At 42.4% G+C, this 15,111-nt stretch carries 12 protein-coding genes; 11 read left to right on the top strand and 1 reads right to left on the bottom strand.

The window, feature by feature from the left end; all coding sequences use genetic code 11:
- Window positions 1–27: 27 nt before the first annotated feature.
- The gene (locus NR125_RS02880; protein WP_071156634.1) at window positions 28–1,743 is read right to left on the bottom strand and encodes an Rqc2 family fibronectin-binding protein; all 1,716 of its coding nucleotides are present in this window, start codon (window positions 1,741–1,743) and stop codon (window positions 28–30) included.
- A gap of 587 nt (window positions 1,744–2,330) precedes the next feature.
- Here NR125_RS02880 and NR125_RS02875 point away from each other — a divergent pair.
- The 11 genes from NR125_RS02875 (at window position 2,331) to rlmN (ending at window position 15,107) form a co-directional block, all read left to right on the top strand.
- The gene (locus tag NR125_RS02875; RefSeq protein WP_009330823.1) at window positions 2,331–5,009 is read left to right on the top strand and encodes a calcium-translocating P-type ATPase, SERCA-type; all 2,679 of its coding nucleotides are present in this window, start codon (window positions 2,331–2,333) and stop codon (window positions 5,007–5,009) included.
- Between the two features lie 178 nt (window positions 5,010–5,187).
- The gene (locus NR125_RS02870; protein WP_009330822.1) at window positions 5,188–6,060 is read left to right on the top strand and encodes a YicC/YloC family endoribonuclease; all 873 of its coding nucleotides are present in this window, start codon (window positions 5,188–5,190) and stop codon (window positions 6,058–6,060) included.
- Window positions 6,061–6,120: 60 nt separating this feature from the next.
- A complete protein-coding gene (remA, locus tag NR125_RS02865) occupies window positions 6,121–6,384 on the top strand; it encodes an extracellular matrix/biofilm regulator RemA (protein ID WP_009330821.1) in 264 nt (87 codons plus the stop codon).
- A 10-nt stretch (window positions 6,385–6,394) separates the two neighbouring features.
- Window positions 6,395–7,009, top strand: a complete 615-nt coding sequence (gene gmk / locus NR125_RS02860; protein WP_009330820.1) for a guanylate kinase — start codon at window positions 6,395–6,397, stop codon at window positions 7,007–7,009.
- A gap of 2 nt (window positions 7,010–7,011) precedes the next feature.
- A complete protein-coding gene (gene rpoZ, locus NR125_RS02855) occupies window positions 7,012–7,233 on the top strand; it encodes a DNA-directed RNA polymerase subunit omega (RefSeq protein ID WP_009330819.1) in 222 nt (73 codons plus the stop codon).
- A 196-nt stretch (window positions 7,234–7,429) separates the two neighbouring features.
- Complete coding sequence (coaBC, locus tag NR125_RS02850; protein WP_009330818.1) at window positions 7,430–8,638, top strand: bifunctional phosphopantothenoylcysteine decarboxylase/phosphopantothenate--cysteine ligase CoaBC; 1,209 nt, start codon at window positions 7,430–7,432, stop codon at window positions 8,636–8,638.
- The gene (gene priA / locus NR125_RS02845; RefSeq protein ID WP_009330817.1) at window positions 8,635–11,049 is read left to right on the top strand and encodes a primosomal protein N'; all 2,415 of its coding nucleotides are present in this window, start codon (window positions 8,635–8,637) and stop codon (window positions 11,047–11,049) included. The genes coaBC and priA overlap by 4 nt, the downstream gene beginning before the upstream one ends.
- A gap of 187 nt (window positions 11,050–11,236) precedes the next feature.
- Window positions 11,237–11,722: a peptide deformylase gene (def, locus tag NR125_RS02840; RefSeq protein ID WP_009330816.1), complete on the top strand. Its 486-nt coding sequence runs from the start codon at window positions 11,237–11,239 to the stop codon at window positions 11,720–11,722.
- Window positions 11,719–12,669, top strand: coding sequence for a methionyl-tRNA formyltransferase (fmt, locus tag NR125_RS02835; RefSeq protein ID WP_019381733.1), 951 nt, complete (start codon window positions 11,719–11,721; stop codon window positions 12,667–12,669). Before def ends, fmt begins: the two co-directional genes overlap by 4 nt.
- Window positions 12,666–14,021, top strand: coding sequence for a 16S rRNA (cytosine(967)-C(5))-methyltransferase RsmB (gene rsmB / locus NR125_RS02830; protein WP_009330814.1), 1,356 nt, complete (start codon window positions 12,666–12,668; stop codon window positions 14,019–14,021). Before fmt ends, rsmB begins: the two co-directional genes overlap by 4 nt.
- A complete protein-coding gene (gene rlmN, locus NR125_RS02825) occupies window positions 14,022–15,107 on the top strand; it encodes a dual-specificity RNA methyltransferase RlmN (protein WP_009330813.1) in 1,086 nt (361 codons plus the stop codon).
- Window positions 15,108–15,111 lie beyond the last annotated feature (4 nt).

Here is a 15,111-nt window from a genome sequence, read left to right as displayed (position 1 = left end):
GCATCTGAGCTTGCTTTTTTCATTTATTTACAGATTTTGCTTTAATGACAGCACCGTTTCTTCATCAGGCGTAACGTAAACTGTCTGCTGATGGTCATATATGACAAATCCAGGTTTCGCTCCACTTGGTTTTTTAACATGCCGGACTAGGGTGAAGTCAACTGGTACTGAACTGGAATTACGGGCTTTGCTGAAGTATGCTGCGAGAGATGCAGCTTCAAGAATTGTATTTTCTGCCGGTTCCTTGCTTCGGATAACCACATGTGAACCAGGGATATCCTTTGTATGCAGCCAGATCTCATCCCTTGCGGCCAACTTGTTCGTTAAATAATCATTCTGCTTGTTGTTTTTTCCAACCAATATTTCGGTTCCGTCTGTGGAAGTATAGCGGTCAAGAACAGGATTAAGGCTCTGCTGTTTTTTATTGCCCCGTCTTTGCCTTTCTCTAATATAACCGCCTTCAACAAGCTCTTCTCTAATTTCGGCAATATCTCTTGTTGATGCAGTTTCTACTTGCTGCAGAAGAGAATCGAAGTATGACGCTTCCTCTTCCGCCTTCTTAATTTGCTCTTTTACGGCAATTACTGCATTTTTTGCTTTTTGGTATTTTGTAAAATATTTTTGTGCATTCTCTGAAGGAGTCTTCTGTGGATCCAGCGGAATGATAACCGCTCCGCCATTTTCATCGTAATAATTGATGACTTCCGCTTCCTTCATCCCTTTTTGGATCGCATAAATATTGGCTGTGATTAATTCTCCATATAATTGATGTTTATCGGCATTTTCTGCTTCATGGAGGGTTCTTTTTAGCTTTTCAATTTTTTTCTCATTCTTTTCTTTCTCATTTACTATAAATCGTTCAAGGTCATTGGATTGCTGTTTGACCCGGTCTCTTTCCGCTTTTCCAAAATAAAAGCGGTCTAGCATTTCGCTCAAGGAATTAAATTCCCTGCTTTCCCCTTTTATATGCTGGAGAGGCAATAAATAAAAGCTTTCCTTTTGTTCACCTGCTGTAATGGCTGGCCTTATGGAATGGTCCTTTAGGGAGCCTATTAATTGCTGGAAGCTGTTTGGAACAGTTGTTCTGTTTATAAGACCAGCTTGGTGTATGACTTCTTTTGCAAAAAGCGGTGAAATTCCAGCGAAGCTCGCTACGAGCTGTTTATCCACTTTCCCGCTGTTAAAGTCGATCTTACGAAGTATATCGTCTTTGTCTGCTTCGAAAGGATTCATTTTATCCTGGGACGGAGGGAGAATATACTCCTGTCCAGGCAAAATCGCACGGTGGCTATTAACTGCATAAGATACATGTTTGACGCTATCTAGAATAATATTGCGGGATTTATCCACCAATGTAATATTACTGTGTCTGCCCATTATCTCAACAATCAGCTGTTTATAGGATGTATCACCAATCTCATTCCTGCCTTTAACTTCAAACACGATTATACGGTCAAGCCCGATTTGATGGACATCTTCAAGTATGTATCCTTCCAGATGCTTTCTTAAAAGCATGCAGAACATCGGAGGCTCTGATGGATTTTCATGTGCTTCATTGGTAAGCTGGACTCTCGCATAGCTTGGATGGGCTGACAGCAAGAGCCTGTGATTCCTCCCATTTGCCCGCACAACTAAAATAATTTCATTCTTATAAGGCTGCTGAATCTTATTGATTCTGCCGCCCTTTAAAGTATCTATAAGCTCTTTCGTCATTGCTCTTGTAAACAAACCATCAAATGACATATTGGAACATCCTCTTCTATTAAAAATAACAGCTTATCACTTGCTGCAGATATACATTATTCTTTCATTTAAATAATAAAAATCAAGTTTTAAGACTTGGCTTAATGTCTTCGCTAGGGGGTTCCGCTTTTCTATAATATCAGAATATATATCTTCGTACTTCGATAACTGTCTGGCGCAAGCAGCCTACCCCCTCGAGATACCGGGGGTGGGCAAGTCGCTTCCGCTTTTCTAATACTGTCTAGCTCCAGCGCCTACCCCCTCGAGGTCACAAGCCGGACCTCCCAAAAAGGCAAAGGACGCCTTTCCGGGAGCCCCGTCTTGTGCTTGTCGGGGGTGGGCAAGTCGCTTCCGCTTTTCTTTTTAATAATAGCATTTTTTTGGACAGGGCTGAATATGCTTTCTTTAGAGTGAGATTGGACAACTCTGCTTCACTTGATTGACCAGAAGAAGCAGGACGGTCTGCCATCTGGCGGATTCTCTTAAAGTCTGGCTGTGAGTGCTGATGAATTTCTTTACTATTGTATCCCTTCTCCATGCAGCTCATGGCTTTTCTCAAACCACAAAGGAGGAAGTGTGATGTCCGGATGAAGTTCCATGAAATGAATGAAAGGGAGGTTGAGCAAGCCTTAAATACAGATATTAAGGCGGGCTTAACAGAGGATGATGTAAAAAAACGGCATAAACAATATGGTTATAATGAGTTGAAAGAGGGAGAAAAGCAGTCAGCTTTACTCTTATTTTTTAGTCAATTTAAAGATTTCATGGTTCTTGTCCTGTTAGCAGCAACCTTAATATCAGGGCTGCTTGGTGAATATATTGATGCAATTGCCATTATTGCAATTGTAGTCATAAATGGCTTTTTGGGTTTCTTTCAGGAGAGAAAAGCGGAAAAGTCTTTGAACGCACTTAAGGAATTATCAGCTCCTCAAGTTATTGCATTGCGTGATGGACAATGGAAGAAGATCCCTTCCAAAGAAGTGGTGGCAGGGGACCTATTGAAATTTGCGACAGGTGACAGAATTGGAGCAGATATGAGAATCGTAGAGTCCAATAGCCTGGAAATTGAGGAATCCGCTTTGACTGGAGAATCTCTTCCTGTCCAAAAAAGGACCGGTTCCTTGAAAACTGCTAATCTGGCTATTGGAGATATGGAGAACATGGCTTTTATGGGGACTATGGTAACCCGTGGCAATGGACTGGGCGTAGTTGTCGGAACAGGGATGAATACAGCCATGGGGCAGATTGCTGATCTTCTGCAGAATGCTGAAACAATGACGACTCCGCTTCAGAGAAGATTGGAACAGCTGGGCAAAATCCTCATTACGGCAGCGATTTTACTGACTGTCCTTGTTGTTGTGGCTGGTGTGGTGCAGGGGCAGGAATTATATACAATGTTCCTTGCCGGTGTTTCCTTGGCAGTAGCAGCCATTCCAGAAGGGCTCCCGGCCATCGTGACGGTAGCTCTGTCGCTTGGGGTACAAAGAATGATAAGAAAAAAAGCAATCGTCCGGAAGCTTCCAGCGGTTGAAACACTGGGCTGTGCATCTGTGATATGTTCAGACAAAACTGGCACTATGACTCAAAACAAAATGACAGTTACGCATCTCTGGAGCGGCGGGAAAGAGTGGAGAGTAGATGGTATCGGCTATGAGCCGCAAGGCCATTTTTATAGAAATGAGAATCAAATTGAACCGAAAAGTGATAAAGCACTCCAGCAAATGCTGATGTTTGGCATGTTATGCAACCATGCTGAAATACAGCAGAAAAATAATGAGTTTGTGATTGATGGAGATCCGACAGAAGGGGCTCTGCTAGTAGCGGCCATGAAGGCGGGCTATAACAGGAGCAGTCTGTTAAACCAATTCCAGATTATAAATGAGTTTCCGTTTGACTCAGCCCGAAAAATGATGAGTGTTGTGGTAAAGGATCATAACGGAAGGCAATTTATAGTAACCAAAGGAGCACCCGATGTATTAGTCGGAAAGAGTGAATCGGTTCTTTGGGAGGGAAAGCGTCAGATTCTTTCGAGGGAGCTCTCAGGTGAAATTCAGGGAGCGATAGAAGATCTAGCTTCTCAAGCCTTGAGAACGATAGCGATTGGCTTTAAGGAAATCCCCTCAAAAAATGTCATTCTTGATGAGAAAGAGGCGGAGAAGGGATTAACATTTATCGGGCTGCAGGGGATGATTGATCCGCCAAGGCCTGAGGTAAGGGAAGCAGTCAAGGAATGCAAGGAAGCAGGAATTAAAACGATCATGATTACAGGAGATCATGTGATTACTGCACAGGCAATTGCCAAGCAGTTAGGCATTTTAACACAAGGCTCTAAAGTCCTTCAGGGCAAAGACCTGGCAGAGATGGCGGTTGAAGATCTTGAAGATGTGGTTGAGGATGTCGCAGTATTTGCCAGAGTATCACCTGAGCATAAATTGAAAATTGTAAAGGCTCTCCAGAACAGAGGCCATATTGTTGCCATGACAGGGGATGGTGTCAATGATGCCCCGGCCATTAAAGCAGCAGATATCGGAATATCGATGGGCATAACAGGGACCGATGTTGCCAAAGAGGCCTCCGCTCTGGTACTGCTCGATGACAATTTTGCTACCATAAAAGCCGCGATAAAAGAAGGAAGAAATATTTACGAGAATATTCGAAAGTTTATCAGATATCTGCTTGCATCCAATGTTGGTGAAATTCTGGTTATGCTGTTTGCTATGCTTCTTGCCCTTCCGCTGCCCTTAGTGCCAATCCAGATTCTCTGGGTGAACCTTGTAACGGATGGACTTCCTGCAATGGCTCTTGGCCTTGACCAGCCAGAGGAAAATGTGATGAAGCGGAAGCCGAGGAGTCCAAAGGAAGGTGTATTTTCAAGAGGGCTTGGCTGGAAAGTAGTTTCCAGAGGTTTTTTAATTGGCCTTGTAACATTGCTGGCGTTCATTTTTGCCTATAGGGCAAATCCGGAACATCTTGCGTATGCACAGACAGTAGCATTTGCTACATTGGTAATGGCACAGCTGATTCATGTATTTGATTGCCGAAGTGAAAAATCTGTATTCTCGAGAAATCCTTTCGGCAATAAATATTTAGTCTGGGCAGTCATCTCGTCCCTTGCTTTAGTGCTGGTTGTCATATACTATCCGCCGCTTCAGCCAATTTTTCACACCGTCCCAATTGAATTGCGCGACTGGTTTATGATCACAGGACTCTCAGCCGTACCAACATTTTTACTGGCAGGCACATTTTTGGCAAGAAAAACAAAATGAAATATGTTATAATCCTTTAGGTAGTAGAGAAGAACTCTATTACCTTTCTTTTTTGCGCAAACATATAAATCTACATCATTACTTGATTTTTATACATAACTGCACAGGCATCATGCCGCTAACTGAAAGTAATAGTGCTTTTTATAAGCTGTGCTTTTCCCAAAAGGAAGTGTGAGAAATGGCAGTAAGCATGACTGGTTATGGCAGAAGCAAGAAAGAATCCGGGCAATGTTCCATTACGGTTGAAATAAAGACTGTAAACCATCGTTTTTCCGAGTTTCAGATCAGAATGCCCAGACAGCTGATGCATATCGAAGACAAGATTAAGAAAAAGCTTAACGGGCATATCAAAAGAGGCAGAATCGAGGTTTATATCACCATTGACGGCGATGGCCTGTCCAGCAGGAAAGTTAATGTTGATTGGGAACTATTGGATGAATATTATCAATACATAACTGCAATTCAAACAAAGTACCAAATCTCAACGGATCTATCCATCGGGAATATCATACGGGAAGAACTGATTGGTATAGAAGAAAAGGAGTCCGGCAATGAAGAATTGAGCCAGCTGGTCCTTTCTGCTGCTGAAGAAGCATGCCTGCAGTTAACTGAGATGAGGAGGCTTGAGGGGGATGAGCTGGAAAAAGATCTACGAAGCCATCTTAGTCTTTTAAGCAGCAGGGTCCTCAAGCTGAGAGAGTACACTCCAAAGGTCGTGCAGCTTTACCGGGAGAGATTGGAAAAGCGTATGAGAGAATTTCTTGATGGCCAGGTGGATGAACCGAGAATTTTAACAGAGGTAGCGATGTTCGCTGATAAAGCGGATATCAGTGAAGAACTGACAAGACTTCAAAGTCATATTAGCCAATTTGAAAAGACCCTTCAGCTTTCAGAACCGGCTGGAAGAAAACTTGACTTTATTCTGCAGGAAATGAACCGGGAGGCCAATACAATCGGCTCCAAGGCAAACAGTGCAGAGATAGCTGCCGAAGTGGTTGAAATAAAGAGTTTACTGGAAAAAATGAAGGAACAAGTTCAAAATATTGAATAGCAGTTGTTTAGATTCCGGCTCTGGGGGTCAAAATAAATAACTGATGATTGGAGGACCCAAATGTCAATTAAACTGATCAATATCGGATTTGGCAATATTGTCTCTGCCAACCGGATAATATCAATAGTCAGTCCAGAATCTGCCCCAATTAAACGGATCATTCAGGACGCACGTGACCGGGGCTCTTTAATAGATGCTACATATGGAAGGCGCACCCGGGCTGTTATCGTTATGGACAGTGACCATGTCATTTTGTCTGCGGTCCAGCCGGAAACTGTTGCGCACCGATTAAATGACCGTGATGAAATTGTTGAGGAAGGGTAGGATTTTATAAATGAAAGAAAAAGGGTTATTGATTGTTCTATCCGGACCCTCAGGTGTAGGAAAAGGAACAGTAAGAAAAGAGATATTTGCTCAGCCTGATACTGCGTTTGAATACTCCATATCAATGACAACGAGATCTCCGAGAGCAGGAGAAGTCAATGGAGTTGATTATTTTTTCAAAACGCGTGAAGAGTTTGAAGAGCTGATCAGGCAGGATAAGCTGCTTGAATATGCAGAGTTCGTCGGTAACTACTACGGAACGCCAGTTGATTATGTAAGAGAAACACTGGACCGGGGCAAAGATGTTTTTCTTGAAATCGAAGTTCAGGGTGCCCGCCAAGTGCGTGAGAAATTCCCTGACGGCTTGTTCATCTTCCTGGTTCCACCTAGTTTATCCGAGCTTAAGAACCGTATCGTAACCAGGGGAACAGAGACAGAAGATATAATTAACAATCGCATGAGTGCAGCGAAAGAAGAGATCGAAATGATGAACTTATATGATTATGTTGTAGAGAATGATCAAATCGATCTTGCCTGCGAAAGAATTAAATCCATTGTAGTAGCAGAACACTGCCGCAGGGAACGTGTAGAACCTAAATACAAAAAGATGCTGGAGGTAGAATAAATATGCTTTATCCTTCTATTGATTCTCTAATGACAAAGATTGATTCCAAATATTCACTTGTTTCTGTTGCTGCCAAGCGTGCCCGTAAGCTTCAGCTTAATGCCAGACCACAGCTTGAGAGCTATAAATCACATAAAAATGTGGGAAAAGCACTTGAGGAAATCCATGCGGACCAGCTTCATTATCGGCTTGGTGAAAAGACTGCCAATGAATCATACGAGTAAAATCGCTGAATAACAACCTTTTAAAAGGTTGTTATTTTTGTTTAAAGGTTTTATTAGATGAAAATTCACTGCTCTTCTTGCATAATAAAACTATCATGAAAACTAAGCCATTAACGGCCAGTGCTGCTTATAGAAATATATAGCAGGCCGTTTTTCATAGAGATGAATTATTTTTTTAGATTGGTGGGGTCATATAATGCTGACTGGAAAGAAGATATTATTATGTGTAACCGGCGGAATTGCTGTTTATAAAGCTGCAGCCTTAACGAGCAAGCTTACTCAGGCTGGAGCGCAGGTGAAAGTTATCCTAAGTGAATCGGCTGCTAAGTTTGTAGCACCATTAACCTTTCAGGCTCTTTCAAGACATGATGTTTACACCGACACTTTCGATGAAAAAGATTCGAAAGTAATTGCTCATATCGACCTGGCTGATTGGGCCGATTTGATTCTAGTTGCTCCTGCTACAGCAAATGTAATCGGAAAGCTGGCCAATGGAATTGCAGACAATATGATCACAACAACCCTTTTGGCGGCCTCATCACCAATCTGGATTGCGCCTGCAATGAATGTACATATGTACAGCCATCCTGCTGTCCAGAAAAATATTGAAACCTTATATCGTTTTGGATGCAGATTCATAGAGCCTTCAGAAGGGTATCTTGCATGCGGCTATGTTGGAAAAGGCAGGCTGGAAGAACCAGAGAAAATTATAGATACAATTGAAGAATTTTTTAAGCCTTCCAGATTGGAGCTATCTGGCCGGAAAGTGGTCATAACTGCCGGCCCAACAAGGGAAAAAATTGATCCTGTCCGTTATATTACAAACCATTCTTCAGGTAAAATGGGCTATGCAATTGCGGAAGCAGCTGTATCTGCAGGAGCTGAAGTTGTATTGATATCCGGTCCGGTTACAATTAATGCTCCTGCTGGCTTAAAACTGATAAAGGTAGAATCTGCTGAGGAAATGTATCAAGCGGCAATAAGCGAATTTGATCATGCGGATGTTGTCATTAAGACCGCTGCAGTCTCCGATTATCGTCCAAAGGTGACTTCTGCGCAAAAAATGAAAAAACAGCCCGGGGATGAATTATTGGAACTTGAAAGAACAAAAGATATATTATTCGAATTGGGACAAAAAAAGAAGAAGCAAATCCTTATAGGGTTTGCGGCTGAAACTGAACAGGTTGATGAGTATGCACAGGGCAAGCTAAAGAGGAAAAATGCCGATCTGATCGTAGCCAATAATGTAACTGCAGAAGGAGCAGGCTTTGGAACAGACACCAATATTGTTACATTTTTTAAAAAAGATGGGTCTTCGGAAAAGCTTCCGCTTATGGCAAAAAAGGATGTTGCAGTAAAAATTCTTGAAGAAGCTGCGATCTTGCTAAAGGATGAGCATGAATGAATATTGCGAGAGTCATTGTCGATGTACCTGCCAAACAGACAGACCGGGCATTTGACTACAAAATACCCTCTCATCTGGAAGGTGTCATTCTCCCCGGCATGAGGGTTGTTGTTCCATTTGGACCTAGGAAGATCCAGGGGTTTGTAACAGCATTACAAGCAGAGTCCGATTTTCAGCAGCTTAAATCCATTTCAGAGCCGATGGACTTAAATCCAGTCCTTAATCAGGAGCTCTTGACTCTAGGTGAATGGCTGACAGAAAAAACATTATGCTACAAAATCTCTGCCTTTCAGGCAATGCTGCCTGCAGCATTGAAGGCAAAATACGAAAAGAAGCTTGTAATGGCAAAAAATGCAGATCGTAAACTGCTTCCTGAAAGAGTATCTGCTCTCTTCCAGAAAACTGAAGAAATTTTATGGGATGATGCAGTAAAGAGCGGAGCTTTGCCGCTTCTTCAAAAGGAAGCATCCAATGGAAATATCGAAATTATCTACCAAGTAAAAGAACGAGTGAAAAAGAAAAAAGTAAAGCAGGTATTCGCGGCTGCTGACCCTAATAAGCTTGCTGATTATCTTCAACAGCTTCCGGGCAACGCAACCAAGCAGAAAGAAGTGCTTGAGTATTTTCTTCATGAGGAAGGACCGGTCGATCAGAAAGAGTTATTTTCCTTGTTTGGAATAACATCGTCCACCATAAAAGGGCTTATGCAAAAAGGGCTGCTTGGCCAGAGGGACGTGGAAATTTATCGAAATCCATTTGGAGACCGTGAATTCGAAAGAACTGAACCGCTCTTTTTGACCGATGGACAGAGAAAGGCTATAATCCCGATCCTTAATTCTATTGAAAATAACCGGCATGAAACATTTTTGCTTTATGGGGTAACAGGAAGCGGAAAAACTGAGGTGTATCTGCAATCCATTCAGCGAGTTCTTGAGAATGGCAAAGAAGCCATTGTCCTTGTTCCTGAGATTTCTTTAACTCCGCAGATGGTCAAACGCTTCAAGGGCAGATTTGGCAATCAGGTTGCCGTAATGCACAGCGGCCTTTCAGCTGGAGAAAAGTATGATGAATGGAGAAAGATTCAGCGGAAGGAAGTCAAGGTTGTTGTGGGAGCGCGATCGGCTATCTTTGCCCCTTTTGAAAACCTCGGAATCATTATCATTGATGAAGAGCACGAAACCAGCTATAAGCAGGAAGAGAACCCAAGATACCATGCAAGGGATGTCGCCATCGAAAGAGCGGGAAATCATAAATGTCCTGTGGTGCTTGGAAGTGCAACTCCCTCATTGGAATCTTTTGCGCGAGCACATAAAGGAGTTTACCATCTCCTCACTCTCGAAAATAGAATGAACAATCAGGCTCTCCCTTCCGTTGATATCATTGATATGCGGGAAGAGCTGCGTGAAGGGAACCGCTCGATGTTCTCAAGGAAACTCCTCGAAAAAATTAAAGACCGTCTCGGGAAAAAAGAGCAGATCGTATTATTTTTAAATAAAAGAGGACATTCCTCATTTGTTATGTGCAGGGACTGCGGATATGTTATTAATTGTCCTCATTGTGATATATCTTTGACTTATCATCGGTATAACCAGCAGATGAAATGCCATTACTGCGGCTATGAGGCACCCGTTCCAAATGCATGTCCGGAATGCGAAAGTGAGCATATCCGTTATTTTGGAACAGGCACTCAAAAAGTGGAAGAGGAATTGGCGAAAATTTTGCCGGAAGCGAAGGTAATCCGGATGGATGTCGATACAACCAGCAGGAAGGGAGCACATGAAAAGCTCCTTGATCAATTCCAGGATGGGCATGCAGATATTCTTCTTGGGACTCAGATGATTGCTAAGGGTCTTGATTTCCCCAATATTACCTTAGTAGGCGTACTATCGGCAGACACGATGCTGCACCTGCCTGATTTCCGATCTTCTGAAAAAACCTTTCAGCTTCTGACTCAGGTAAGCGGGCGTGCAGGGAGGCATGAATTGGAAGGGGAGGTAATTATTCAAACCTACACTCCTGAACATTATAGTATTGAACTGGCCGGGGAGCAGGATTACGATAAATTTTATGAAAGAGAAATGATGGTCCGCAAAATTCATAGATATCCCCCTTTCTACTATATATCCCTTGTCACCGTCAGCCACGAGGAATTAATGAAGGCTGTTTCGGTAACTGAGAAAATCACGCAGTATATTCAGTCAAAATTATCTGCAGAGAGCATAGTCCTTGGTCCAGTTGCATCGCCGATACCGCGGATCAATAATAGATATCGGTATCAATGTCTGATAAAATACAAGCGGGAGCCGGAACTTGGCCTGGCGCTGAAGAAAGTCCTGGATAATTATCAGCAGGATATTGCTACTGGGGGCCTATCCGTCTCAATTGACCTGAATCCTTATATTTTAATGTAATTTCTTAACCATAAGGTTAGTTTGTTTGAACTTAGAGAACTGTTGGCCTTACAAAGAACGTTTTACAGCTTCAAATCATAAGTCTAAAAGCGTTAGCTATTTAGGAGGAGCTTCTCAGGAGCTTCTGTTTTTGTGGTTATGAATAAACTCAATTTGGTTGAAAATAGATAAAAATGGAGGAAATGTTTTGGCAGTAAAAAAAATTGTATCTTATCCGGCTGAGGTTCTGGAGGCAGAATGCGAACCCGTTAAGGTGTTTGATAAAAAGCTGGGCAAGCTGTTAAATGATATGTATGATACGATGATCGAATTCGATGGTGTCGGGCTTGCTGCTCCGCAAATCGGGCTTAGCAGGCAAATTGCCATTGTTGATATAGATGATGAATTTGGAACAATTGAAATAATTAATCCCGAAATCCTTGAAACGAATGGGGAACAGACAGGCCCTGAAGGGTGCCTGAGCTTTCCTGGGTTATATGGTGAAGTAACAAGGCCTGAATATGTAAAAATCAAGGCGCAGGATCGAAAAGGGAAATATTTTACCCTCGAGGCTGAGGATTTCCTGGCAAGAGCGATCCTCCATGAAATTGATCATTTGCATGGGGTGCTATTTACCTCAAAAGTTACAAGATACTTGAACGAAGAAGAGTTGGAAGGATTGGAAGCTGAATGACAAAAATCGTATTTATGGGCACACCCGATTTTTCAGTGCCTGTACTGAAGCAAATAATAGAGGACGGATATGAAGTAATCGGAGTGGTTACTCAGCCCGACAGGCCTGTTGGAAGGAAAAAGGTTCTTACTCCCCCGCCTGTAAAAGTCGAAGCTGAAAAACAGGGCATCCCTGTGTATCAGCCCGAAAAAATCCGCCAGCCAGAAGAGCTGGAGAAAGTTCTTGCTCTTAAGCCTGACCTGGTTGTCACGGCTGCATTTGGACAAATTTTGCCGAAGGAGCTTTTGGATGCACCCAAGTTCGGCTGCATAAATGTACATGCATCATTGCTCCCTGAATTGCGCGGCGGTGCACCTATTCACTACTCCATTCTGCAGGGGAAAGAAAAAACGGGAATCACCATTATGTACATGGCTGAGAAGCTTGATGCCGGCGATATTTTAACACAAGTGGAAGTGCCGATTACGGAAAGAGATACAGTTGGCACTCTTCACGATAAACTTAGCGCTGCTGGGTCAAAGCTTTTGTCTGAAACACTGCCAAAGCTCCTGAATAGTGAACTCACTCCCATCAGGCAAAATGATGAAGAAGCCACTTTTGCTTATAACATTAAAAGAGAACAGGAAAAAATCGACTGGGGCAAAACTGGTGAAGAAATCTATAACCACATTAGAGGGTTAAATCCATGGCCGGTTGCCTATACAACTTTTGACGGCAAAGTGATTAAAATCTGGAATTCGGAGAAGGTTAAATCTGCTGAAAACAAAGAACCGGGAACAATTATCAGGCTTGAGGAAGATGGAATCGTTGTGGCAGCAGGGAATGAGACAGCCATTAAAATTACAGAACTGCAGCCTTCCGGAAAGAAAAAGATGCCAGCAGAACAATTTTTAAGAGGCTCAGGATCCCATCTAACTCCCGGCGGCCGTTTGGGAGACTCCGAATGAAAAAGCTAAAAAAGAAAAATGTAAGAGAAACTGCACTGGAACTTCTCGAAGCAATTGAAAAAAATCAGTCCTACAGCAATCTATTACTTAATAACGCCATAAAAAAGAACGAAATTGACCAGAAGGACATCGGTCTTCTTACTGAACTGACTTATGGTACCCTTCAGCGCCGGATGACACTCGATTTTTACCTGCAGCCTTTTTTGGCAGGCAATAAAAAAATTGAAAGCTGGGTAAACCAGCTCTTAAGGCTTACACTGTATCAGATGGTTTTTCTTGATAAAATTCCAGATCGCGCAGCTATTTTCGAGGCAGTAGAAATAGCAAAACGATGGGGGCATAAAGGGATTTCCGGCATGGTCAATGGCGTGCTCAGGAACGTTCAAAGAAAGGGGCTTCCTGATCTTGAGCAAATTGAAGACAGTGTTGAACGCCTTTCCATTGAGACTAGTCATCCTGCGTGGCTTGTAAAAAGATGGGCCGATCAGCTTGGGTTTGAAGAAACAAAGAAAATGTGTGAAATTAACTTGACTGCTCCACTTCAGACTGCAAGGGTAAATGAGGTAAAGGCCTCGAGGGAAGAATGCTTGTCACTTCTTAAGGAAGAAGGATTTGAAGTGGAACCAAGTCAGTTTATACCAGTTGCCATTAAATGTTTAAGAGGAAACCTTGCCAATTCGCGTGTCTTCAAAGATGGCCTGATTACTATTCAGGACGAAAGCTCCATGCTCGCTGCTTATGCCCTTGGAGGAAATCCAAATGAAAAGATTCTGGATGCCTGCGCAGCACCCGGAGGAAAAACCACACATATTGCAGAAAAAATGCAAAATACTGGACAAGTCATTTCGCTGGACCTTCACGAGCATAAAGTAAAGCTGATTAATGATAATGCCGATAGACTGGGACTATCGAATATTAAGACAAATGCCCTTGACAGCAGGAAAGTGCAGGAGCATTATGAAAAAGAATCATTTGACCGTATTTTAGTGGATGCCCCATGCTCAGGCCTTGGAGTTATGAGAAGAAAGCCTGATATGAAATACACAAAAAAAGAAGATGATTTATATCATCTTCATAAGATTCAAAGAAATCTTTTGGATGCCGTTTCACCTTTGCTGAAAAAAGGTGGTATTCTTGTTTATAGTACATGTACAGTGGACAAGGAAGAGAATCAGCATGTTGTCCAGTCGTTTTTAAAGAATAATGCGGAATTTGAGGGAGATATATCAGTTCGTGAGCGAATGCCTAAAGCAATTGCTCCGTTTATAGATAATTTTGAACTGCAGATTTTACCGCAGGATATTGGTTCGGACGGGTTTTATATAGCCTGTCTGAGAAAGAAGGTGCAATAAATGGAACAAACAGCAGCAGAGAAAATAACAGAAGCAGAACAAAAACCATCCATTTATACTTTACAGCTGAATGAGCTGAAGGATTGGCTTAAAGAAAATAATGAGAAAGCTTTCAGGGCTGAGCAAATTTTTGATTGGCTTTACACAAAAAGAATCACATCATTTGAGGATATGACGAACCTGTCAAAAGGGTTAAGAGATACGCTATCAGCAAATTTTTCGCTGACAACTCTTAAAACGATCATTCAGCAGGAGTCAGCTGATGGGACAATAAAATTTTTATTTGAACTTCATGATGGCTATTCCATTGAAACCGTACTGATGAGGCATGACTATGGTAATTCAGTGTGTGTAACTACTCAAGTGGGCTGCCGAATCGGCTGTACATTCTGTGCTTCAACTTTAGGCGGATTAAAACGGAATCTTGAAGCAGGAGAAATCGTTGCTCAGGTCGTAAAAGTACAACAGGCACTAGATGAGACAGATGAACGGGTCAGCTCGGTTGTTATTATGGGGATCGGTGAGCCATTTGATAATTATGACAGTATGCTGTCATTCCTGAAGATAATCAACCATGATAAAGGGCTGAATATCGGTGCGCGCCATATCACTGTTTCAACTAGCGGAATCATCCCAAAAATCTATAAATTTGCAGATGAAAATATGCAGATCAATTTCGCGATCTCATTACATGCTCCAAACACCGAGATCAGAAGCCGCCTGATGCCAATAAATAGAGCTTATAAGCTGCCGGACCTTATGGATTCAATCAGGTACTATATAAATAAAACAGGCAGACGAGTGAGTTTTGAATATGGATTATTCGGAGGGGTCAATGACCAGGTGGAACATGCCGAAGAGCTGGCAAAGCTAATAAAAAATGTGAAGTGCCATGTTAACCTGATTCCAGTAAACTATGTGCCTGAACGAGATTATGTGAGGACACCCAAGGATCAAATTTTTGCTTTTGAAAAGACACTGAAGAACCACGGCATTAATGTAACCATTCGCAGGGAGCACGGTCATGATATAGATGCAGCATGCGGACAACTTCGTGCAAAGGAGCGAAAAGAGGAGACGAGGTGACAGA

Origin of the sequence: Cytobacillus sp. Bac17, assembly GCF_024519925.1 — a bacterium.
Taxonomy (GTDB): Bacteria; Bacillota; Bacilli; order Bacillales; family Cytobacillaceae; genus Cytobacillus; species Cytobacillus pseudoceanisediminis.
Note: the sequence above shows the minus strand (reverse complement) of the source record. Positions and strands in the feature narration are given on the sequence as shown.

Coding starts and splice junctions, on each gene's coding strand:
- NR125_RS02880 (WP_071156634.1), bottom strand. CDS start 1,743: ATGTCATTTGATGGTTTGTTTACAAGAGCAATGACGAAAGAGCTTATA.
- NR125_RS02875 (WP_009330823.1), top strand. CDS start 2,331: ATGAAGTTCCATGAAATGAATGAAAGGGAGGTTGAGCAAGCCTTAAAT.
- NR125_RS02870 (WP_009330822.1), top strand. CDS start 5,188: ATGGCAGTAAGCATGACTGGTTATGGCAGAAGCAAGAAAGAATCCGGG.
- remA (WP_009330821.1), top strand. CDS start 6,121: ATGTCAATTAAACTGATCAATATCGGATTTGGCAATATTGTCTCTGCC.
- gmk (WP_009330820.1), top strand. CDS start 6,395: ATGAAAGAAAAAGGGTTATTGATTGTTCTATCCGGACCCTCAGGTGTA.
- rpoZ (WP_009330819.1), top strand. CDS start 7,012: ATGCTTTATCCTTCTATTGATTCTCTAATGACAAAGATTGATTCCAAA.
- coaBC (WP_009330818.1), top strand. CDS start 7,430: ATGCTGACTGGAAAGAAGATATTATTATGTGTAACCGGCGGAATTGCT.
- priA (WP_009330817.1), top strand. CDS start 8,635: ATGAATATTGCGAGAGTCATTGTCGATGTACCTGCCAAACAGACAGAC.
- fmt (WP_019381733.1), top strand. CDS start 11,719: ATGACAAAAATCGTATTTATGGGCACACCCGATTTTTCAGTGCCTGTA.
- rsmB (WP_009330814.1), top strand. CDS start 12,666: ATGAAAAAGCTAAAAAAGAAAAATGTAAGAGAAACTGCACTGGAACTT.
- rlmN (WP_009330813.1), top strand. CDS start 14,022: ATGGAACAAACAGCAGCAGAGAAAATAACAGAAGCAGAACAAAAACCA.